Here is a 19,395-nt window from a genome sequence, read left to right on the forward strand (position 1 = left end):
TCGCCGTCTGCCTGATCACCCACCGCCATGTCCAACGCCTTTGTTAGGACCTCTAAGCCTTGATTGGTGCGGCCGACCTGGCGGCCTGCTCGATCTTCGCGCAGTGGGCTGCACGGGCTTCCTCGTCGATCTGCTTCTCGTGTTCGGCGCGCAACCCGGTCCGGCCGTCGAGGCCCTCGCGCAGGATATCGGCGTGCCCGGCATGCCGGATGGACTCGCCGAGGACATGGACCATGATGGCGAACAGGTTCGTGTCGGCATAAGGCTCCGGCCACCACGGCACGTGGCCGGGGGCGTCGAGGGGAAGCTCGTTGATCGTCGCGTCCGAGTGTTCCCACGTACGCCGGTAGAACCCGATGATCTGATCGCGGGTCTCGTCCCCGGTCGCCCACAGATCGCTGCCGTTGGAGTCCTGCCACCGGGGCAGCGGTTCCGGGGAAGGGCGGTCGAAGACCTCGCCGAAGTACCTGGCCTCGACGGTGGCCACGTGTTTGACCAGGCCGAGGAGGTTGGTCCCGGTCGCTGTCAAAGGCCGGCGGGCGTCGTATTCGGACAAGCCGTCGAGTTTCCAGAGCAGCGCCTTGCGGTCCCGCCGCAGTCTTCCGTGCAGGTTGTCTTTCGCGAATTCATCGATCATGCGGCATGAGCCTGCCATGGGCTGCTCGTGGTCTCAAGATCCCGTACGTGGTCCGCAACGACTGGCAGAGCCGAGGCCTGGCCATGGCCGCCGCCCTGACCTGCTACAAGAAGCTCGCGAAACTTGCCACGTGAGACAACCTTTTAACCTTTGACTCTGTTTCTATTTTGCACGGCATGTCCCCGCCTGATTCATTCCAGCGCAACGCCACTGGAGGCCCGGAGTGCGACGCATCAGGAGTTTCGCCGTAGTTGCCGCAGCAACGTCAGCCATCACGTTCGCTGAAGTCGGCACAGCAACCGCCGACACAACTGCAACCAATGGCGGCTTGGCCAGCGCCACCTTCCTGAGCTACGGCGTATCCATCACGTGCCGCCCGAACGTGGCCGAGAACCGGTACATATACATCCGGGTCTGCACGTACAACAGCTTCATCAATCCCCCGGTTTGCGGTGCCTACAAGAGGTCTTCGACCTCATAGAGACGCCGTGCCCCGGAGCCCGGGCGGGAGCTCGGCCAGCTGACTCCCCGTCCGGGTGTCGTCACTCCTGAACGGCCCCTTCCTCAATGTCGCGCCCGCCATCGGCGGTCACCTCCACTGGGCGGACACCGGCTGCCCGCGCGCTCTTCACCAGCATGCCCGCCGTACGGAAGAGGTAGCCGCTCCAGGAGTGACACCCGCCGAAGCGGAGCGTGTCCCCTCGGTTCTAGCAGACGGGGACGTACTGTCCATGCGATGTGGCACGATCGGCTCACATGTCGTCCCTACCTGTGTGGTCCTTAACAGCCGTTCGCCGTCTGCTGGTTGTTCTTCTGGTAGTGCTCATGACGGCGGGTGCCACTGCCGCCGGAGCTGTCACAGAGCCCCGGGGCGAGGCGCGGCCCCCCGAGACCGCGACTCCCGATCGCCTGCGTTACGACGTGACCGTGCGCGGCGACGCCGACGGCTCCCACTGGAGTGGCCGGCAGCGGGTGTCGTTCCGCAACGCCACCGAACGACCCCTGCGCGAGGTGTACTTGCGGCTGTGGGGAAACGGAGTCGACGGGTGCGGTACGCCCGGAAGACCGTCTCCTGTCAGAGTGTCCAACGTGCGCGGCGGCGATCCGGGCCGCCTCACCGTGAAGTGCACGGCACTGCGCATCACCTTGCCGAAACCGCTGACGCGCGGAAAGCGGGCGAGCATCGCCTTCGACGTATCCATCACGGTGCCCGAGCGCAACGACCGCTTCGGCCGTGAGGGCGCGTTCCGCTTCCTGGGCAACGCCCTGCCCGTACTCGCTGTGCACGACGCGAAGGGGTGGCACCTCGACCCTTATGCGCCGATCGGCGAGAGCTTCTACAGCCTGGCCAGTGACTTCCAGGTTCGCATCGACCACCCGTCGACGCTCAAGGTCCCTGCGACCGGCCGCAGTTGGACTCAGGCCGGAGAACCCGGACGCGCCATCACACACAGCATCGCGCACCAGGTACGGGACTTCGCTTGGGCGGCCGGCCCGTTTCGCACGGCGAGTGAGACCTCCGCCGGGGGCGTACGCGTGAAGTCGTACTGGGCACCGAACACGCCCGCCGCTGGAGTACGCCTGACCCGCAGGGACGGCGTCAATGCCATCGACCGGTTCAGCAAGGAGTTCGGCCGCTATCCCTACGGCGAGATCGACCTCGTGATGACCGAGAAGTTCGGCGGCGGAATGGAGTACCCCGGCCTGGTCCTCCTCGGCACCACCGACGAGGGCAGCGCCGTCGTCCACGAGGTGGCGCACCAGTGGTGGTACGGCATCGTGGGCAACGACCAGTACAGCGCGCCATGGCTGGACGAAAGCTTCGCCCAGTACGCCAACGCGCGGTTCTACGGCTGGGACACCCGCGGGTGCTGGTCCGACGTCTACTGGCCGAACGACCGAACCGCGCTCACCGACTCGATGGCCTACTGGGCCGCGCACCGTGACCAGTACCATCTCGTCTATACGGCCGGTTCCTGCGCGCTCGCGGACCTGGAACGCACCATCGGGGCCGCCGCAATGGCGCGACTCCTCAAGCGGTACGCACAGGACCACTGGTACGGCGTCTCCACCACCACCGCGTTCAAGAAGGCCGCCCAATCGGCCACTGGCAAAGACCTCGGGCCCTTCTGGAAACAGCACCACATCCGCTGACACCACCGGTCGACGTGCCGACAGCGGCTTCGCCTGAAACCCCCGGCTCCTGCTCGGCGAACCTTCGACGTGACCCGACTCAGCTCCGGGACCTGGCCTCCCTGCGAGATGGTCGTGCAGCATGTCGCGTTGGGTCCGCGGCTCATGGCCGTCCTGGGCGCCGGGGGCTCGCGGCGTTCGCCGGTCTGGCTTCGGCACCGCACGATTCCGGAAGCGGAACGGCAACCTGCACCGGCCGCCACTACCACCGGGGGCTCCAGCGCGTCTTCTACATGTCCGCCCTGACGAGCGTGCGCTACGCCCCCAACTCCCGGGCGTTTTACGACCGCAAGCGCGCCTAGGGCAAACGCCATACCCAGGCCGTGATCGCCCTCGCCCGCCGCAGAGTCAACGTCCTGTGGGCCCTGATCCACGACGGCCGACTCTACGAGGTCGCCCCACCCCGGCCCACCGGTCAGGTTCTGCATCGAAATCCAGGCGACGAGCCTTGTCCCCTCTCGGCAGACTGCGGACATGTCCACCGACGTGAGCGGAATGATCGAGTGCAGACCCTTGGCCCGGATTTGGGGAGAGGACGACGAGGACGCGGTATGGCACGCCGCCATTGACCGTTTCCTCCTCAACACCGGCAACGTCTATGACGCCCTCGCCTGCCTCTTCGGCGTCCGCAACTCCTTCGGTTTCCGGCCGCTGACCGAGGACCGCGGTCTGCCGGAGGACGCCTCGGATGGACTGCGGGACGCGTTCAACGCGTGGGGCGGGCCACAGGACGCGCACGGAACGACATGGCATCCCGGCCTTCGGCCTCGCGCACCAGTCGCCGCAGCAGGCCATTGAGCTGGTCGAAGACTCCTTCCTTCTGCCAGGCGGCGAAGTAGCGGTAGACCGTCTCCCACGGAGCGAAGTCGTGCGGAAGGCACCGCCACATGACCCTGGCCATGGCCGCCCACGCCTGCCTGACCGTCCTGCGGGCCCGCCAGCCGGACATGGGGAAAGCGGAAACGGATCCTCCCAACTCATCCACCCCGGCCTCGCCGCGATCAGACGCTTGATCACCCGCCTCAAAGCTCGGCGCCCGACGCCGGCCGAGGACATCCTGCGCTGGTCACACTGGGCCGACGACACCAGCATCAGGCCCGCATCAGCCACCGCAAACGACGCGGACACAGCCCCTGAAAACTGCCCAGCACTGCGCCGACTGATCGCCGCGATTTATGATGATCGGATGCTGACGTTCACCGATGTCATCCTCGACTGCCCCGACCCCTGGAAGCTGGCCGAGTTCTACGCCGAGCTGCTGAGCTGGGAGATCAACACCGATATCAGCACCAAGGACTGGGTCAACCTGCGCAACGACGGCGTCGAGCTGTCGTTTCAGCGGGTGGAGAACTATCAGCGGCCCAGCTGGCCGGGCCAGGAGCATCCGCAACAGTTCCACCTCGACTTCGAAGTGGACGAGTTCGAGCCCGAGCAGCGCCGGGTGATCAAGCTGGGCGCCACCCTCCAAAAGAGCTTCGTCGGCGAGTCCGGCTACGGCTGGCAGGTCTACCTCGACCCGGCCGGGCATCCGTTCTGCCTGTGCCGCAACCCTCCCCAGTCCTGACCGCATCCGACGAGGAACCGCCCCGGCGCCGATGGAGCCGTCGGAGTGTCCCGAGTCGGGTGGAGGGCAGGACGGAAGTCATCCCTCCAAGAACGCCGAAACCGACTCCATGAACGCCTCCGGCGCTGCGCGGTGGATCAGGTGTCCCACCGGAACGGTGACCACTTGCCCGCCGGGGATGCGGCGGGCCAACTCGGCGACGCCATCCTGGGGAACATGGCTGTGCGGGCCGCCGGCGAGCACGAGGGTCTTGGCGGTGATCTGGCTGAGTCGCTCCAGCCACCTGGGGTCAGGCACGTCGATCTGCCGCCTGACCGCCAGCACCATCCCCCAGTCGAAGGGCAGGGCACTGTCCGGCCTGGTCGGGGTGGCTGGCTCCCGGGGACGCGGGAGCGGAACGTCCTCCAGGATGAGCCGGCTCACCCGCAGCGGATGGTCCTCCGCGAGCAGGTAGGCCACAATCCCACCCATGGAGTGCCCGATCAAATCCACTGGGCCAAGTCCCAGCGCCTCCAGGAACCGGAGCACATCGGCCTGCATGAGCTCGAGCGAGTACTCCCCCGGCCAGTCGCTTCGGCCGTGACCGCGAAGATCGAGGGCATACACCCGTCGACTCCGGGCCAGGGCGGGCGCAACAGCCTCCCAGTCGGTGGCGTCCTCGCCCAGCGCGTGCAACAGGACAAGCGGCGGAGCATCCGGCGGACCCGACATCTGATAGGCCAGCCGGACCCCGCCAACGTCGACCGAGCATTGATCAACCATGTCCGAAGGATATGCGGACATGTCCTGCCTGAGGACCGGCGTTCTGCGGCCGAACGCGGAGAACGAGATCACCGGCCTGCGTGCCGTTCCCTACGACGTTGAGACCACCGTGGGCACGATGAAAGCGTCTCCACCGGGCAGGTGGGTGCACCAGCAGCGCACGGCGCTGCGGGCCGGGGAACGGGAGCCACGGCGCAAGGAACTGCTTGACTTGCCCAGGGCCGGGATGGTGTGGGAGCCCGGTGAGGAAGCCTGGGAAGCCAAGCTCGCCGCGCTGTGCTCATACCAGCGGGCCGCTGGACACCTTGCACCCCGACAGGACGCGGTATGAGGCCAGGGCGAGACGATGGTGCTCATCGGGCAGCACATGACCAACCTCCGCACGAAGAGCGGCCTCCGCAAGAACCTGAGCGCGCCGCACTCCGGGCCGCACAACTCGCCACCGTGGATCCCGACTGGAAGGGGTGCGCCCGGAATGGCCGGTCCGGGGCCCGGAGCGTGGCTCATGCTCGGCGAACCGCATACCCCAGGTACGTCACCACCGGGCTGCTCTCCGGCTCGAGCACCATGTCGACGAGCTCCGGCAGCTGATCGTCCGTCAGCGTGCCACGCCTGCGCCCGCGCGTCGCGCGCACCAGACTGCGTACGTCGCGCGGCTTGAACGCCGAGATGTCCTTCGCGGACAGCCCCGCCCGGTCGAGGGACTCGGCAAGCTCCTCCGGGCGGCGCAGCCGGCGCGCGGCGTTACGGCCCCGGGGCATGATCCGTGTACCCGGGAAGGCTTGGAAGGCACCGAGGTAGATGAGGCGGGACACGGGGGTGCGGTTCACCGTGTCGTAGACGAAGGCCGCGCCGGGGCGCAGCACGCGCGCCGCCTCCACGAGGACCGCGTCCGGCCGTTCGGTGATCTCGAGGGTGTCGGCGCAGTACACGAGGTCGAAGGAGGCGTCCGGGAGGTCGAGCTTCTCCGCGGGCGTCGTCAGGTACGTGACGCCCGACCCGTCGTCCGCGTCCAGGGCCAGGGCCGTCGCGGCAGGGGACGAATCGGCGGCGACGACCTCGAAACCGAGCTGGGCGAGGCTGCGGGCCAGAAGGCCGCGCCCGCTGCCGACGACGAGCGCCCGGCTGCCGGCCGCCGCGAGGCTCAGCTCCCCGAGCACCCGCCGTAGGTACTCCATTCGTACGGACTGGAAGGTCAGGGCCCGGATGTGGCGGCCGTCGACGGCCGCGGCTCCGGCCGAGTCGAGTGCAATGTGCGGGGCGGTGGGCATGGCAGGCTCCTTCGACGCTCCATCAGGTTCCCTGAGGGAACCCGGTACGGACGGGTTCCCTCAGGTTCACGCAACGGCTACCGCTTCACCTTGGCGCAACAGCTAGCGCAACACATGCCGCAACCCTTTGGGCCTCTCTCGGTCGGGTGAAGCCGGGCCGGATCGCAGATTCTCGGACTCGCGTGTCGCGTAGTGCCAGGCAGAAGCAGGTCAATGAAGCTGCGCCATCAGGCAGTTGCTGATCAGTGTGCTGACGGCGGGCTGTGGCTCATGCTGATGATAGGCGGTTGTCTGTGGTGCAGATCGTCCGTCAGCTGTTGATTTCGAGGTTGGTCCGGATGACCAGGGCGCGCCGGTCTGCGGGTGGGTCGTCCTTGCGCGCGTAGTTCCCTCGGGGCCCGTTCCGGCATTGGGCCTCTCCCGGAGGGGTCAGGGATGTGGCAGCGCCGGCTCGGCACTCTTGGCGTCCTCGGCGCCATCCGGGCTTTCGACGTCCTCGGTGGCGGCCGGGAGTTCGGGGCGCGGGGTGTTCATCAGGACGGCGACGATCAGCGCGCCGGCCAGGAGGATCCCTGCGGCCCACGTACTGGCCGTCTCGAAGCCTTCCAGCAATGCCTGCTTGGCGATGGCCGGGCTCCTGCCCTGCGAGGCATGCGAGGTCAGGTAGTCCGCTGTCTTGCCGGCCGCGATGGTGTTGAGCAGCGCGGTTCCGATCGAGCTACCGACGTGCTGCGCGGTGTTGACGCCGGCCGAGGCAACGCCCGCGTCGCCCTGGTCGGCGCCGTGAGTGGCGTAGTTGAAGGCGACCGGCATGATCATGCCCGCTCCGAAGCCGAGCAGGAGTCCCGCCACCAGCACGCCCTCGACGTAGGCGGTGTCGGTCTCCATGGTGAGGAACCACAGCATGCCGCAGGAGACGAGGAGCATGCCCGGCACGATCAGCACCCGCGGCGGGACCTTGGGCAACAGCCGGGTGGCGAGCCCGCCGGCCGACAGCAGGACCGCCACGGTCATCGGGAGGAAGGCCACGCCCGTCCTGATCGGCGAGTATCCCTTGATGATCTGAAGGTAGTAGGTCATGAACAGGAACGCCCCGAACATGCCGACCATGGCCAGTCCCGCGCTCAGGTAGGCGCCGCCGCGGGTGCGGTTGACGATCAGGCGCATCGGCAGCAGCGGCTGCGCCACCCGGCCCTCGACGAAGGCGAACGCGGCGAGCAGGACCGCGCCGGCGGCCAGCAGAGCGATGACCGTCGTGGAGCCCCAGCCGTCGGACTCGGCTCGGCTGGTGCCGTAGACGATGGCGACCAGCCCGCCGGTCACCAGCAACACACCGGGGACGTCGAACCGGGACCTGCCCTCGCGCCGCGACTCGGCCAGCATCATGTACCCGCCGACCGCCGCGATCAGGGCGATCGGGACGCTGATGTACAGGCACCAGCGCCAGTCCAGATAGTCGGTCAACGCCCCGCCGGCCATGGCGGTGATGGCTCCCCAGATCCCGAACGCCTTGGCGCGCTCCTTGGGCTGGGTGAACGTCACGGTCAGCAGCGACAACGCGGACGGCCCGAGCAGCGCGGCGAACCCGCCCTGAAGGGCACGGGCGGTCAGCAGCATCTCGAAGTTGTCCGCCGTGCCGCCGAGCGCCGACGCGCCGGCGAAGCCGAGCAGTCCGATCAGGAAGGCCCGCTTTCGGCCGGTGTAGTCGGCGATCCGGCCGCCGAGCAGCAGCAGGCTGCCGAACGCCAGCGTGTACCCGGTGATGACCCACTGCCGGTCGCCGTCGGAGATCGCCAGATCCCGCTGGAGCGACGGCAGCGCGATATTCACGACCGTGCCATCCAGAACGATCATGAGCTGGGCCAGCCCGATGAAGAACAGCGCGGCCCAGCGGCGCGAGTCGGCTGCCGGGGCCTGCGCCTTCATATGTGCCATGACTTCGTCCTCACTTGTGGTGCTGCCTGCCGCGCGGATCGTTTGCGCGGCGTCCTGATGCCCACCAGACGCCGGCGACCCGGACCCTGTGACAACGCATGCGTGTGACCTGGGCCATTGCTCATGGGTGTCACAAAGCGGCGGCCACCGGCGTCTTGTGTGGGCAGCGCAGTGGAGAACACACAGGCAGGAGCCGACGATGAGTGAGTGCAGGGAACGGACGACGGGCAGCGCGGTTCGCTCCGCTCGCGGCGGCGAGCTCGACTCGGTCACCCAGGCATTTGTCACCCACCGCAACCTGCTGTTCACCGTCGCCTACGAGATGCTCGGCTCAGCCGCCGACGCCGAGGACGTCCTGCAGGAGACCTGGCTGCGCTGGGTGGGCGTCGATCTCGGCTCGGTGCGGGATCAGCGTGCGTTCCTGGTGCGGATCGCCACGCGGAAGGCGCTGGACCGGTTGCGCACGCTCAGCCGACGCAGAGAGTCCTATGTCGGCCCGTGGCTGCCCGAGCCGCTGCTGACCGCGCCCGACGTGGCCGAGGACGTCGAACTGGCCGAAAGCGTCTCGATGGCGATGCTGCTGGTGCTGGAGACGCTCGCGCCGACCGAGCGGGCGGTGTTCGTACTGCGTGAGGTCTTCGACTTCGGCTACGACGAGATCGCTCAAGTCGTCGACAAGAGCCCCGCCGCGGTCCGTCAGGTCGCCCATCGGGCACGGGCGCATGTCGCCGCGCGCCGGCCGCGCGCCACCGTCTCCCCGGCCGACAACCGAGCCGCGATACGGGCCTTCCAACAGGCGGTCGAAACGGGCGATCTGCAGAACCTGCTCGACCTCCTCGCGCCGGATGTCGTCTACCTGGGTGACGGCGGCGGAGCCAAACGGGCCACGCTGCACCCGGTCTTGGGGGCCGACAACGTGGCTGCGCTGCTGGGCATCGGCTTGACCCGGCTCGGCGCAGACGCTTCCGTCGAGCCGGTCCAGATCAACGGTTGGCCAGGACTTGTGGTGCGGCGCAACGGGGAGATCGACAGCGTCGTGGCGATGCGGATCGAGGACGGCCTCATCACCGGGTTCTATTACGTACGCAACCCCGCGAAGCTGGCGTGGAGCAGGAGACCGTGCTGAGCCGCTGAGCTGGAACACCCCGCGTGAGGTGATCCCCGCGATGGGGTCACCTCACGCCTGCCCCTGCCGCTGGCCGGCCCTGAACCCGGCTCGTCAGGACGGTTCTTGAACCGCATGGATGTGATGCATGTTGATCGATCTGCCGATGCGGTGAGGGAGAAACCTCGAGCTGGGAACTGACAAATGGATCACCCTCTGGAGCCGCGCAGTATGACCCCCCAACAGTTGGTCGGCCTGGCCATCGAGGTCGCCGAGGAAGGCTTGACGGCGGGCGAGCTGCCGATCGGCGCGGTCGTGGCCATGGGGGGTGAAGTCGTTGGGCGGGCATACACACAGGAACAGACGCCTGACCGGCGGCTGATCCACGCCGATCTGCTGGCAATGATCGATGCTGATCAGCGATTGGGGTGGCGAGAGCGTTCCGACCCGCTGGTTCTTGCCGTAACCCTGGAACCGTGCCTGATGTGCCTTGGAGCCGCTCTTGCGATGGGGGTCTCGGAGGTCTGGTTCGGACTCGAATCCCCGAGCGATGGCGCAGCCAACGTCGGGGCCGTATGGCAGCCGCTGCGGCCCAGGGAGGAGTTCACCCGAGTCCCGACCATCGCCGGCGGCATCCTTCGGCGGCAATGCCGAGATCAGTTCGAGCGCTATGCCGACGTTGCGGAGAACCCAGGGATGCGGCGGTGGGCGTCGGAGCTCGCGAGCCTGCCGGACCAGTAGGGTGGTCAGGTTCGTAGTGGTGTGGGTATGTGGCGGCGGCAGGTGGGGCAGGCGTCGGCCCAGAGGGCGAGGAGTGTCTGCGGTTCGCGGACTACTTGGTAGAGGCTCAGTCCTGCGCCGCGTCTCTTGGGTCTTGGGCCACTCGTTGCAGGGTGCAGAAGGCGTGGGCGGCGGAGACGAGGGTGACGTGGTGGTGCCAGCCGTTCCGCGGCCCGGCACGGCGGGACGGGCGTCCCGCTGACCGGGGCGGGAACACCGATCCATCGCAACACAGAAGGCCAGGACGCAGTTCCTCACGCAGCCGGGAAGCCCGAGAGCGCGTGGGACCGGCATGACCTCATCCCCGTGCGCCGACGCACGGCTGCCCCAGGAGCAGGAAGCGACGTCCGGCTTGCCCTCTCCGGTCACGGAGCGGTCCGACGCGGCCCGCAATCGGGTCCGGCTGCTGGAGGCGGCCGATCGACCGGTCGCTGAGCGAGGGGCCCGGCATGAGATCGGGAGTGAACTCGATGAAGTTGAGCCATGCCACGGTCCTCGCACGCTGTCGCGACCGGGAATCGCCCCATGCCGGCGCGGTGACGGAAGTCAGTAGAGGGCTTGTCGCCCGCTCTGTTACGGTCCTGATGCCGGCCGCGGGACTCCGGTGCGACTTCCGGAACCTGCCTCTGAAGCAACGATTCGCAGCTCGTGCCCCCATTCCCCGGCCGGCACCCGCACCCATGAGGAAGTTTCGGATGGATTCGTACGGGGACCTCATCGCGGCCGACGATGTCCTGCTCTTCGTCAACGCGGCGATCACCTCCACCGGCCAGCGTGAGTTCCGCAGCGACGCGGGCGAGCAGCGGCTGTCCTTGGACTTTCTTCATGCGTACATGCTGGGCAACTACCGTGACCTCTACGCTGGAGTCCTTGCGCTCGACATCAACGACTACAACGCGGTCCTCATCATCCGGCGTCTGCTGGAGACCACCCATGAGGCCACTGCCGACCAGCGTCGCAGCGAGGGCCGTCTGATCGCGTGCCGTCTGGCGATGCTGCCGCCGCAACGCGTGTACGGGCTGTTCGACGCACTGCGCCGGGCCAGGGTGAACAACCGCCGCACCCGCGCGATCATGCGTGACTGGCTGTCCGCCCGCCCGGACCTGGCGTTCGATGCCGTGAAATACCGCAGCGGACTCAAGCGGGCGCTTCGCCACGCACACCTGGCCCCCGCCGCCGAAGAGCTGGGACCGTTCGTCTTCGCGCCGCTGACCCGTAAGCGCTATGCGACACCCCTCCTGGAGACATGGCGCCGCGCGCACTACGAGAAGGCTGCGCTGTACGAGCTGCCCTTCACGGCTGCCGAGGGCTTCGCCGCCAAGCACGGCATCCCCCGGGATGTCTTCCTGCAGCGCATAGCCCCACGCATGACCCGCCTGGAGACCCTGCGGCTGCAGGAGTCCGCGCACAAGCGCGGGGCCAGAGGTGTACAAGCAGACCTGACCCGAATGCCCCTGACCAGGCTGGCCGCCTATGTGCTGTCGCTACCGGTCGAAGACCGCCTGCGCCGACGTCATGAGCTGACCCATGCCCTGGAGTCGGCCGCAGATCGGGTGGCCGGCTCACACAGGGGGAGCTGGGGCAAGGTCACAGCCGTCCTGGACGACAGCTTCTCCGCCTTCGGCTCAGCCCACAAGCGTCGTCGACCGCTGGCCGTGGCCCTTGCCTGCCACTACCTGCTCGCAGCCCTTGCCGGCGACTACACCGGGCTGTGGACATCGGGGCGGACCGACGTGCTGCTGACCTATCCGTACGGGCCGACGCCTCTGGGTCGGCGGATCCTCGACGCGCTGGACACCACCCCGTCCAGGCTGGTGATCGTCTCCGACGGATGGGACAACGCACCCCCCGGCCTGGCGGCCGAAGTGCTGCGCATCTGGCGGACCCGGCTCGACCCCGAGCGTCGCACCAGCATCGTGCACGTCAACCCCGTCTACGACGCGGTCGACTTCGACGTGCGCCGACTGTCCGTGACGGTGCCCACCGCGGGCATCCGTGACGCCGAGGACCTTCCCGCGCTGGTGGAACTCGCCCAGTTCACGGAAGGCCGGACCGGCCTGGCCGAACTGATCACTTACTTGGACACCCGTGCGGCCCGAATGTTGAGCGGCCACAACCAAGGGCAGGCGCGATGACCACGCTGGACCTCACCGGACTGGACACCATCCCCTCCCAGGTCTGGGGCGCCGTCCGTCTGGTGCCGCTCGTGCGTGACGAACCTGTCGACGATCTCCGTCTGCGCCCGCAGCTCTACGGCGACGCGGCAGGTCTGGTCGAGGTCGGCCCACGCCAGGCCTACGTCTCTTACATCCCGCACGGATTCGTCGCCACGTGGACCCATGACGGTACGCCGGCAGCCGCCTACGGCACCCAGATGTCCGCCGACGGCAACTCGGCTCCCGCTGCCACGATGGGCCTGCGTTTCCACCACAGAATGGCCCGCCGCCAGGCCAAGGACCGGCTGCGGTTCCTCCCCATGCACCTGGCACTGGAAGGCTACCTGGCACTGCACTTCGGCGGCCCCTCGATCGCCTGGGAGGAGTGGTCGCAGCGCGCTATCCGGCAAGGGCTCTCCCCTCGCGTCGAAGAAGCGTACGTGGGTACCGAAGTACACGGACTCGGCGACGCACTGCGCATCTTCGAGATCCATCCCAACCAGTGCGGCGTGATGCTCTACGTAGCCGACGCACTCGCGGCCGTGTTCGCGGTCCCGCATCCCGACGACTACCGCGCACTCCACCCGACCCTCCTGCAGGACCTGTACGGCGAGCTGATCCACCACTACGCCACGCTGATGCCCCCGGTGCAGGAGTTCCAGGCGCGCATCCCTGACGCGCAGATCCGCTCCCTGGCCCATCTGCGCACGGCAGTCGCCGACCAGGAACGCGCCTGGACGCATTTTCACGACACGACCATGGCCACGGGCCTGTTGGAGCACATGTACACCTGGCAGACGGTCTACCGGATGGGACGCTTCACCCTCTCCCGCTTCCTGCCGGCGTTCCGTCCCAAGCAGGAGAACCACATCGGTGAGGCCATCACCGACGACAGGGGCAGAATCGCCTACCTCAAGACGTTTCGACTGTCGGAGAATCAGGTCCGTCGCGGCCACCTTCTCAGCCGATTGGCAGCCATGGGCTGGCATCTGGCGGACGCCGCAGCCGACTTGGGTATCGATGAAGCTCAACTGGGCCTACGGCTGGAGTCTGCGGGCTTCGGTTTCCTGCTCCGCCAGGACGTCCTGGACGCATACTGCAAGCAGGAACGAACCCGGAATCAACGGTGAGTGAGTGCGCGGCCCTGCGGTTCACAGATCCGTCGCGGGTATCCGTGGCGCCAGCCGGTAGCCGGCCGACGGCAGTCTGCTCCGCCCGGCTCAGCACCTCCCCGATGGCGTCGACGAGGCCGGCGTGGGCGCCGGAGATGACCAGCTGGTCGCCGGACAGGCCACGGGCGATCAATGAGCGCGGGAAGGCCAGCCAGCCGGCGCCGTCCTCGACGGTGGCGACGTCGAGGCCGAGGATCTCGCGTTGGCCGTCGGCGTCGGCGCCGACCGCGATCAGGGCGTGGACGTTGATGATGTGGCCGCCCTCGCGGAGCTTCTGGATCAGCGCGTCCACCCAGACGAAGGCATACGGTCCGGCGTCCAAGGGCCGGTTGCGAAACGCTGCGACCTGCTCGTCCAGGTGCCGGGCCATCGCCGAGACCTGCGACTTCGACAGCTGCGTGACACTGAGCGACTCGGCGAGCTTCTCGGCGCGGCGGGTCGAGACACCCAGCAGGTAGGCGGTGGCGACCACCGAGATGAGGGCCTGTTCGGCCCGCCGTCGTCGTTCGAGAAGCCAGTGCGGGAAGTAACTGCCGGACCTCAGGGGCAGAGTGTCGGGTGCGGTCATCGTGCTGGTCGCCTTCGGGCTTCGACACCTCGAAGATCAGCCGGTGGCCGTTCATCTCTGCGGGCATCATCCCGACGCCGGAGCAAACCCCCGGATCAGGTCGAACCCGTACACCACCTCCATGGACGCAACCCCAGCCAGGCCGCCACTCGGGCTTCATCCGTGATGGACGCCCGGACGGCCCCTTGGACCGCAGCCCCTCAACGTCCTCTCGCCAGGGCATGCCAGGCACAGGCAGACTTCCGTGAGACCCGTAACTGCCGCGCGACCTGCGGCGGTGTCACCCCTTGCGCGAATAACTCGGCAGCCTCGAACCGCTTGCTCCCGCCGGGCCCGCTGCTTCGCGGTCAAGCCACCCCCATCGGGATACCGCATGACACCGGGATACACTCACCAGCGAGATCACCGTCACCCGCCACCCGGTCCCTGCTCTTGGCCCGCCGCATCGGAGCACCCCGCTGCGTCAAGCTCGTCGACGACCTTCTCCCCCGCTTGCTGGGATCCGCCTTGGCGGGGGAAGCGTGGGAGCCCAAGAGCACGGCGGCCAGCGTCCCGGCGAGCAGGAACGGGCCGAACGGGATCCTGCTCGCACGGTCGGCCCGGCCCGCGAGCATCAGGCCGATGCCGTACAGCGCGCCGAACAGGTACCCGGCGACGTCCCGACCAGGACGATCGCCCAGCCGTACCAGCCCAGGACAGCGCCCAGGGCGAGGGCGAGTTTCACGTCGCCGAACCCGAAGCCCTTGCTGAGGAGGAAGAGCACGCAGTAGCAGGCGCCCAGGGTGAGGGAGCCGAGCAGTGCGGACGTCCAGCTGCCGCCGGCGGCGGGCAGCACCGCGGCGATGCCCAGCAAGGCGAGCGCGGCCGCGGCGAGCGGCAGGGTGAGCACGTCGGGCAGCCGATGTGCCGCGAAGTCGACGGTGGCGAGCAGCACGGCGGCCGAGGCGAGCAGCAGCCAGACCACCAGCTCGGGGCGGGCCCCGGTGGCGGCCGCCAGCAGCGCGCAGACCACGGCCGTGACGGAGGCGACGGAGAGCGTGCTCGGCCCGTAGGTGTCCCCGGCGGCGCAGCGAGCACGCCCCAGCCAGCCGCCGCCGGTGCCGGTGAGGGGATGGCCGGCCGGGCAAGCCGACCGCCACGGTTCCTCGGGCGGCACAGAGAACCGGTCCGCGGGACGGGATACGGGACGGGATATGAGCAGGCCCGCGCCGCAGCCCCACAAGGCGGCAGCCGTGATGATCAGCAGCGTCTCCACCGGACGGAGCTTAGGGTCTGGACGGCATTACCGAGAGACCCACTACGCCGCGGCCGCGCCGGGCTGCGGGCGAACCGGCTGGCGAACTCCTCGCGGACACCGGGCGTGCTGAGGAAGAGAGCACTGCCTTCGAGGAACCGCGCCTCGTCGAGCTCCTGGGCCAAGACGCGTCCGGCATACACGGTCGGATCCTCGTGCCGCTCGCGCGCATCGCGCACAAGCTGCTCGTACAGTTCCTGGCCGGGGTTAGGCCTGGCGCCAGGAACGCAGCCTCTCGGCGATGCCGTACGAGTCCATCCGCAGCCCCCGGATGTCGTAGATCAGTTCCCGCCAGAGCTCGAACTTCGTGTCCACGCGTTCTCCGGAGGCCTCGATGTAGGCGATGGCGACGCCATATCCGTAAACCTCATTGCGGGCCGGGAGCGGCCGCAGCAGCACGCACTCCTCCAGCATGACCGCAGCCCGCCAGAAGGCGTCGGGATGGTGCTGATCATGCCGGGGCGGGTCGACCCGGTGGCGCTGGGCCATGCCGACGAGCACAGAGAAGTCGTTGACGGTCAGGTCGTCCCGGAGGATCTCTTCCTGGCGCTCGAGGAACCACCGGTAGTCGACGTGCACGACGGGAGGCACAGGTCAGGCCGCCCGCGAGGTGTCGTGCGCGACGGGAGGCAGTCCGCCGAACTCAGCATCGAAGGCGTCCATGACGCCGGGCTCGCTGATCGCTCGGCGGAAGGCGGCGGTCGCCGTCTGCAGGGCCCGCTCTCCTCCTCTCGGTCGGCCCAGGCCTCCACCTCGGAGTCCGTGGAGGTGGAGGTGAGGTCGCTCGCGGCCAGGCGGTCGTGCTCGGCCTCCCAGTCACGGAACTCCTTCAGCGGCCGGGGGTCGCCGCCCATGTCGCGCTTCTGGCGACCCCGGAAGCCGCCCGCCCCTCTGTCCCCACGGCCATCCCCGACATCGTTCCGCTGCGAAGGACTCCATGACGTCCACCGACCGTCACTGATCACGGGCCCGCCGACCTGACGGTCGGCGGGCCCACACCGTCAGTTCATCGAACGCAACCGGTCCAGTTCGCTACCGATCGCGTCCCGCAGCACATCGTGCTGCGGGCCAAGTCTGAACCGCTCGTGACTCCACCGCTCACGCGGATACAGCCACACTGGCTTGCCCACCAGCTCGGCTGGCTCCCACTCGAAGCGCGGCCAGACATGGGCATGCAAGAACGGATCAGTGTTCCCCAGGATCTCCAGGTTGACCCGGCGGAAGTCAGGGTCCAGCTGTCGACAGGCCCGCTCAACCGCTTCTCCGAGTCGGTCCATGTCGGACAGAAACGACAGCCGCTTGGCCCTCGGCAGGTCAGACAGCCGCTGAGCATTCAGTTCATCCACGAGGAGAACCGAGTAGCCCGGCAGGAACTGAACGTCGCCGATCACCGCAAATCCTGACTCAAGCCGCCGCAGCACGGTCGGGTTCTCGCCCCGCAGAGCAGCCCCGATCCGGTCCATCCGCCAGTCACCAGTCATGGCCCGAACCTATCCGCAGGCGATCAAGACCTGCTCTTCGCTCCCCACTCTCCCCACTCACTTCAAGGGCCAACGAAGCGAGGCGAGGAGCGACCCCGGCCGTTTTCAAGGCTCTGTCTGCAGTTCCGTGAACGGACATATGGCGGGGAGCGAACGTGCCGCATGTGGCACTCTGACTGGATGGCACAGAGCGACCGGGAACGCGCGGTGGAGGGCTGGATCTGGATCGAGAACGTCCAGCCCTTCTTGGCTCTCTTGGCGCGTTACGCCGGCTGCGACTTCGATGGCGCCGACTGGCAGGCGGTCGAACTCGGCCTTGAGGCCACCGATGATGAGCACCCGGATTGTTGGTACAGCTATCCACTCGTCGGATCGGACCATCGCCTCAAAGTGCACCTCGCGCAGGCCGTGGGTGGCAATGAGGTTTCTGTCCGCGTGGCGGGAACTTCCAACCCTGAGCTGCTGCTGAGGGCGGACACCCTGATAGCGGCCTTTGCCACCAGGCTCGTCGCATGAGGCGAGCATGAGTTACAGCCCTCCTGGCTGGGTGAGAATCCGGGTCCGGAGGAGGGCGAACGAGGCTCGGCCATACATGGCTCGTTTGAGCGTTTTTAACCCGCTTCACGTGTCCTTCGACGACGCCGGAACTCCAGGGGAGGGTGAGGCCGGCGGTGACGGCGTCGAGGTCCTGGCGGAGGAAGCCGGCGAAGCCCTTCATGGCCTTCGGTGCGTCCTGCTCGGCCTGGCGGATCCACTCCAGCAGCAGGTATCCGCGCTGGTGGCGGAGCAGGTCGGCGAAGGCCCGGGCGAGATCGCAGGCCCGGGTGATGTCCGGGCATGCGAGCCGGACTTGAAGGAGTCGCTCGTCCTGGCTTTCGGTGAGCGTCTCCCGGGGTCGCATGATCCACGAGGTGATCTTGCGAGGGCTGGGGATGTCGGCCCGGCGCGCCGCGGCCGCCTTGAGGATCATCACGGGCGCTGCGAACGCCACGAGCCGCCCCGAGTGCCGTAGCGGTCGGTCGTGCGTCCACGGCTGAAGCCTCTGCCGCACGTCCCGGGCGGCGCTTGCGCGGGCTCGGCGGCAGCGGGGCTGCCTTGCCACCGGCACCGCCACCTTACGGCCTGCACCCGGTGCAGGCCTCTCCAGGCCTCACCGCGGCCGCATGAGGCGATGGGCGAACGCTGACCACGTGACCAGGCGATGTGCGCCATCAGAACGTCGGGCCGGTACCCTTCGCCAAAGGAGTGATGTCGATGCGGCCCTTCTGGAGGACCTCACCCAGCTTCCACGCAGTGTTGAGATGGTGGACGGAGTCGGGTGGGGTGACTTCCAGGCGGGTGGGGTTCTGCTCCGCCTTGGTCGGTTCACCCGCAGCCGGCACATCTCCCCAGTGCAACCGGGTGTAGGCGCTCTGCCCCGGCTTGAGGGTGATCAGCTCGGCCCGACCAGGTCGCGGACCACACGCGTGGGCACGTCCTTGCCATGGGAGTTGAGGAGTTGCAGCCCCACGTATCCCTCGGTCCGGACGGTCTTGTGGGTCTTGTGGGTGAGAATCACCGTCGCGTAGCGCTGCCCCGCGCCCGAGGCCAGACCGTGCACACGGACGGACAGCGAGGACGTGTCCGCCCATCCCGGCCGGGTCGCGGCCTGCGACGTGCCTGCCGTGACACCGATCAGCGCCACGGCAGAGAGCGCGGTGAGAACGACAGGTGTACGGAGATCCCTCGGCGGGGGTGCGCCAGCGTCCGTTGCACGTGGTGGCCGGGCGGTCGCTGGTCGTCTGGGAGATGCAGCTGGTCAGCCCACCCGACGACCCGGATCACTGCCCGCCCGGTGTCGCCTGGATCATGTCGCTGGACAGCGGCCGCTTCGACCGGGTCTCCCTCTACCACGCGGCACGCCCGGAGCCGCCGCCTGCGCCTGCCGCGGCCTGAGTCCCGGGGCCAGCTCCACACCCCGCCAACATGACCCAGATCACATTACGGCGATAAAACTTCTCGGTTTCCGGAGCGTCTTGTCGGTGTCACTGCCCCTGCGGACCTACGGAGATCCCGATGAGCACATCCACCGCCCACACCGACCCCCTCTCCCCCGGCACCCGCTCCAACCGGATGGGCGGAATCGTCCAGCGCTATCACGTCCACGGCCGCGGCCCGGTATGCGTGGCGCACTCCGGTGGTCCCGGCATCTTCTACGACTACCTGCGCATGCCCGCACTCGAAGAGCACCGCGTCCTGGCACCACTGTGGCCACAGGCCGCCCTGCTGGAGGAGGCGACTGGCCCGGTCGCCGTGCAGGAAGGCGAGCACTTCCTCGATCCGGTCCAGTTTGGCATCCCGCTCGGGGTCCGGGGTGGTCACGGCCCGAGACGGCGGCGAGCCATGCCGCGGTGCCCACCCTCTTCGAAGGCAGCTGGCGCGAGCGGGTCGTTGCTCGGACTCTCGGCCCCACCCAACGCAAAGGGCCGGGTCTGCGA

The 19,395-nt window shown here is 68.2% G+C and carries 19 protein-coding genes and 7 pseudogenes; 13 read left to right on the plus strand and 13 right to left on the minus strand.

Annotated features, from left to right (window positions below; all coding sequences use genetic code 11):
- Positions 1-52: 52 nt before the first annotated feature.
- Entirely contained in the window at positions 53-637 is a 585-nt protein-coding gene (locus IE263_RS12325) for a DinB family protein (protein ID WP_189935415.1), read from the minus strand.
- A 5-nt stretch (positions 638-642) separates the two neighbouring features.
- On the opposite strand from IE263_RS12325, the gene IE263_RS49480 reads away from it, so the two are divergent.
- The 4 genes from IE263_RS49480 (at position 643) to IE263_RS48385 (ending at position 3,628) form a co-directional block, all read left to right on the plus strand.
- Positions 643-771, plus strand: coding sequence for a hypothetical protein (locus IE263_RS49480; protein ID WP_257548903.1), 129 nt, complete (start codon positions 643-645; stop codon positions 769-771).
- Positions 772-1,462: 691 nt separating this feature from the next.
- A complete protein-coding gene (locus tag IE263_RS12330; protein WP_373311960.1) occupies positions 1,463-2,791 on the plus strand; it encodes a M1 family metallopeptidase in 1,329 nt (442 codons plus the stop codon).
- 14 nt (positions 2,792-2,805) lie between these two features.
- Positions 2,806-3,132 (plus strand): transposase, encoded by a 327-nt coding sequence (locus tag IE263_RS49485; protein WP_373311961.1) that lies wholly within the window; start codon positions 2,806-2,808, stop codon positions 3,130-3,132.
- Positions 3,133-3,304: 172 nt separating this feature from the next.
- A complete protein-coding gene (locus IE263_RS48385; protein ID WP_229910992.1) occupies positions 3,305-3,628 on the plus strand; it encodes a hypothetical protein in 324 nt (107 codons plus the stop codon).
- Here the strand turns inward: IE263_RS48385 and IE263_RS49965 are convergent.
- Positions 3,579-3,722 (minus strand): annotated as a pseudogene (locus IE263_RS49965) (transposase); the annotation flags it as partial. The gene IE263_RS48385 and the pseudogene IE263_RS49965 overlap by 50 nt on opposite strands.
- On the opposite strand from IE263_RS49965, the pseudogene IE263_RS12345 reads away from it, so the two are divergent.
- Together IE263_RS12345 and IE263_RS12350 are read left to right on the plus strand one after the other, a co-directional pair.
- A pseudogene (locus IE263_RS12345) lies at positions 3,703-3,843 on the plus strand (IS701 family transposase); the annotation flags it as partial. The pseudogenes IE263_RS49965 and IE263_RS12345 sit on opposite strands and share 20 nt — an antisense overlap.
- Positions 3,844-4,016: 173 nt before the next feature.
- On the plus strand, positions 4,017-4,394 hold the full coding sequence (locus IE263_RS12350) for a VOC family protein (RefSeq protein ID WP_189936254.1): 378 nt from the start codon (positions 4,017-4,019) through the stop codon (positions 4,392-4,394).
- Between the two features lie 78 nt (positions 4,395-4,472).
- Here the strand turns inward: IE263_RS12350 and IE263_RS12355 are convergent, their stop codons facing one another.
- Entirely contained in the window at positions 4,473-5,156 is a 684-nt protein-coding gene (locus IE263_RS12355; protein ID WP_189935419.1) for an alpha/beta fold hydrolase, read from the minus strand.
- Between the two features lie 40 nt (positions 5,157-5,196).
- Between IE263_RS12355 and IE263_RS12360 the strand changes: the two are divergent.
- Positions 5,197-5,615 (plus strand): annotated as a pseudogene (locus IE263_RS12360) (Helicase associated domain protein); the annotation flags it as partial.
- 44 nt (positions 5,616-5,659) lie between these two features.
- Here the strand turns inward: IE263_RS12360 and IE263_RS12365 are convergent.
- Together IE263_RS12365 and IE263_RS12370 are read right to left on the minus strand one after the other, a co-directional pair.
- Positions 5,660-6,427, minus strand: coding sequence for a class I SAM-dependent methyltransferase (locus IE263_RS12365; protein WP_189935420.1), 768 nt, complete (start codon positions 6,425-6,427; stop codon positions 5,660-5,662).
- A gap of 429 nt (positions 6,428-6,856) precedes the next feature.
- Positions 6,857-8,362 carry an MFS transporter gene (locus tag IE263_RS12370; RefSeq protein WP_189935422.1) on the minus strand — a complete coding sequence of 502 codons (1,506 nt, stop codon included), beginning with the start codon at positions 8,360-8,362 and terminating at the stop codon, positions 6,857-6,859.
- Between the two features lie 199 nt (positions 8,363-8,561).
- On the opposite strand from IE263_RS12370, the gene IE263_RS12375 reads away from it, so the two are divergent.
- The 4 genes from IE263_RS12375 (at position 8,562) to IE263_RS12390 (ending at position 13,533) form a co-directional block, all read left to right on the plus strand.
- Entirely contained in the window at positions 8,562-9,488 is a 927-nt protein-coding gene (locus tag IE263_RS12375; RefSeq protein WP_189935424.1) for an RNA polymerase sigma-70 factor, read from the plus strand.
- A gap of 210 nt (positions 9,489-9,698) precedes the next feature.
- Positions 9,699-10,208: a nucleoside deaminase gene (locus tag IE263_RS12380; RefSeq protein WP_229910937.1), complete on the plus strand. Its 510-nt coding sequence runs from the start codon at positions 9,699-9,701 to the stop codon at positions 10,206-10,208.
- A gap of 734 nt (positions 10,209-10,942) precedes the next feature.
- A complete protein-coding gene (locus IE263_RS12385; RefSeq protein WP_189935428.1) occupies positions 10,943-12,382 on the plus strand; it encodes a hypothetical protein in 1,440 nt (479 codons plus the stop codon).
- On the plus strand, positions 12,379-13,533 hold the full coding sequence (locus IE263_RS12390; protein ID WP_189935430.1) for an ARPP-2 domain-containing protein: 1,155 nt from the start codon (positions 12,379-12,381) through the stop codon (positions 13,531-13,533). Before IE263_RS12385 ends, IE263_RS12390 begins: the two co-directional genes overlap by 4 nt.
- An 82-nt stretch (positions 13,534-13,615) precedes the next feature.
- Here IE263_RS12390 and IE263_RS12395 read toward each other — a convergent pair.
- The 5 genes and pseudogenes from IE263_RS12395 to IE263_RS12415 form a co-directional block, all read right to left on the minus strand.
- Positions 13,616-14,119: pseudogene (locus IE263_RS12395) on the minus strand (transposase); the annotation flags it as partial.
- A 166-nt stretch (positions 14,120-14,285) separates the two neighbouring features.
- Positions 14,286-14,518, minus strand: a pseudogene (locus IE263_RS50335) (helix-turn-helix domain-containing protein); the annotation flags it as partial.
- A 140-nt stretch (positions 14,519-14,658) separates the two neighbouring features.
- Positions 14,659-15,398: pseudogene (locus IE263_RS12405) on the minus strand (prepilin peptidase); the annotation flags it as partial.
- Positions 15,399-15,644: 246 nt separating this feature from the next.
- On the minus strand, positions 15,645-16,016 hold the full coding sequence (locus tag IE263_RS12410) for a toxin Doc (RefSeq protein ID WP_373311964.1): 372 nt from the start codon (positions 16,014-16,016) through the stop codon (positions 15,645-15,647).
- A gap of 422 nt (positions 16,017-16,438) precedes the next feature.
- Positions 16,439-16,918, minus strand: a complete 480-nt coding sequence (locus IE263_RS12415; protein ID WP_189935434.1) for an HIT family protein — start codon at positions 16,916-16,918, stop codon at positions 16,439-16,441.
- Positions 16,919-17,098: 180 nt separating this feature from the next.
- Here IE263_RS12415 and IE263_RS12420 point away from each other — a divergent pair, with 180 nt between their 5' ends.
- Positions 17,099-17,434, plus strand: coding sequence for a hypothetical protein (locus tag IE263_RS12420; RefSeq protein ID WP_189935436.1), 336 nt, complete (start codon positions 17,099-17,101; stop codon positions 17,432-17,434).
- Positions 17,435-17,446: 12 nt separating this feature from the next.
- On the opposite strand, the pseudogene IE263_RS49970 reads toward IE263_RS12420, so the two are convergent.
- The 3 genes and pseudogenes from IE263_RS49970 to IE263_RS49980 all read right to left on the minus strand — a co-directional run bounded on the left by IE263_RS49970 (position 17,447) and on the right by IE263_RS49980 (position 18,602).
- Positions 17,447-17,888: pseudogene (locus IE263_RS49970) on the minus strand (ISL3 family transposase).
- Positions 17,889-18,129: 241 nt separating this feature from the next.
- Complete coding sequence (locus tag IE263_RS49975) at positions 18,130-18,432, minus strand: DUF4232 domain-containing protein (RefSeq protein ID WP_373311976.1); 303 nt, start codon at positions 18,430-18,432, stop codon at positions 18,130-18,132.
- Positions 18,351-18,602 carry a DUF4232 domain-containing protein gene (locus tag IE263_RS49980; protein WP_373311982.1) on the minus strand — a complete coding sequence of 84 codons (252 nt, stop codon included), beginning with the start codon at positions 18,600-18,602 and terminating at the stop codon, positions 18,351-18,353. Before IE263_RS49980 ends, IE263_RS49975 begins: the two co-directional genes overlap by 82 nt.
- A 26-nt stretch (positions 18,603-18,628) precedes the next feature.
- Between IE263_RS49980 and IE263_RS12435 the strand changes: the two genes are divergently transcribed.
- A complete protein-coding gene (locus tag IE263_RS12435; protein ID WP_308430611.1) occupies positions 18,629-18,853 on the plus strand; it encodes a hypothetical protein in 225 nt (74 codons plus the stop codon).
- The last annotated feature ends 542 nt before the right edge of the window (positions 18,854-19,395 follow it).

Source organism: Streptomyces aurantiogriseus, assembly GCF_014649375.1.
Lineage (GTDB): Bacteria > Actinomycetota > Actinomycetes > Streptomycetales > Streptomycetaceae > Streptomyces > Streptomyces aurantiogriseus.

What these genes read in the sequence shown, in the direction of transcription:
- IE263_RS12325 (WP_189935415.1), bottom strand. Translation starts at nt 637, where the DNA reads ATGATCGATGAATTCGCGAAAGACAACCTGCACGGAAGACTGCGGCGG.
- IE263_RS49480 (WP_257548903.1), top strand. Translation starts at nt 643, where the DNA reads ATGAGCCTGCCATGGGCTGCTCGTGGTCTCAAGATCCCGTACGTGGTC.
- IE263_RS12330 (WP_373311960.1), top strand. Translation starts at nt 1,463, where the DNA reads ATGACGGCGGGTGCCACTGCCGCCGGAGCTGTCACAGAGCCCCGGGGC.
- IE263_RS48385 (WP_229910992.1), top strand. Translation starts at nt 3,305, where the DNA reads ATGTCCACCGACGTGAGCGGAATGATCGAGTGCAGACCCTTGGCCCGG.
- IE263_RS12350 (WP_189936254.1), top strand. Translation starts at nt 4,017, where the DNA reads ATGCTGACGTTCACCGATGTCATCCTCGACTGCCCCGACCCCTGGAAG.
- IE263_RS12355 (WP_189935419.1), bottom strand. Translation starts at nt 5,156, where the DNA reads ATGGTTGATCAATGCTCGGTCGACGTTGGCGGGGTCCGGCTGGCCTAT.
- IE263_RS12365 (WP_189935420.1), bottom strand. Translation starts at nt 6,427, where the DNA reads ATGCCCACCGCCCCGCACATTGCACTCGACTCGGCCGGAGCCGCGGCC.
- IE263_RS12370 (WP_189935422.1), bottom strand. Translation starts at nt 8,362, where the DNA reads ATGGCACATATGAAGGCGCAGGCCCCGGCAGCCGACTCGCGCCGCTGG.
- IE263_RS12375 (WP_189935424.1), top strand. Translation starts at nt 8,562, where the DNA reads ATGAGTGAGTGCAGGGAACGGACGACGGGCAGCGCGGTTCGCTCCGCT.
- IE263_RS12380 (WP_229910937.1), top strand. Translation starts at nt 9,699, where the DNA reads ATGACCCCCCAACAGTTGGTCGGCCTGGCCATCGAGGTCGCCGAGGAA.
- IE263_RS12385 (WP_189935428.1), top strand. Translation starts at nt 10,943, where the DNA reads ATGGATTCGTACGGGGACCTCATCGCGGCCGACGATGTCCTGCTCTTC.
- IE263_RS12390 (WP_189935430.1), top strand. Translation starts at nt 12,379, where the DNA reads ATGACCACGCTGGACCTCACCGGACTGGACACCATCCCCTCCCAGGTC.
- IE263_RS12415 (WP_189935434.1), bottom strand. Translation starts at nt 16,918, where the DNA reads ATGACTGGTGACTGGCGGATGGACCGGATCGGGGCTGCTCTGCGGGGC.
- IE263_RS12420 (WP_189935436.1), top strand. Translation starts at nt 17,099, where the DNA reads ATGGCACAGAGCGACCGGGAACGCGCGGTGGAGGGCTGGATCTGGATC.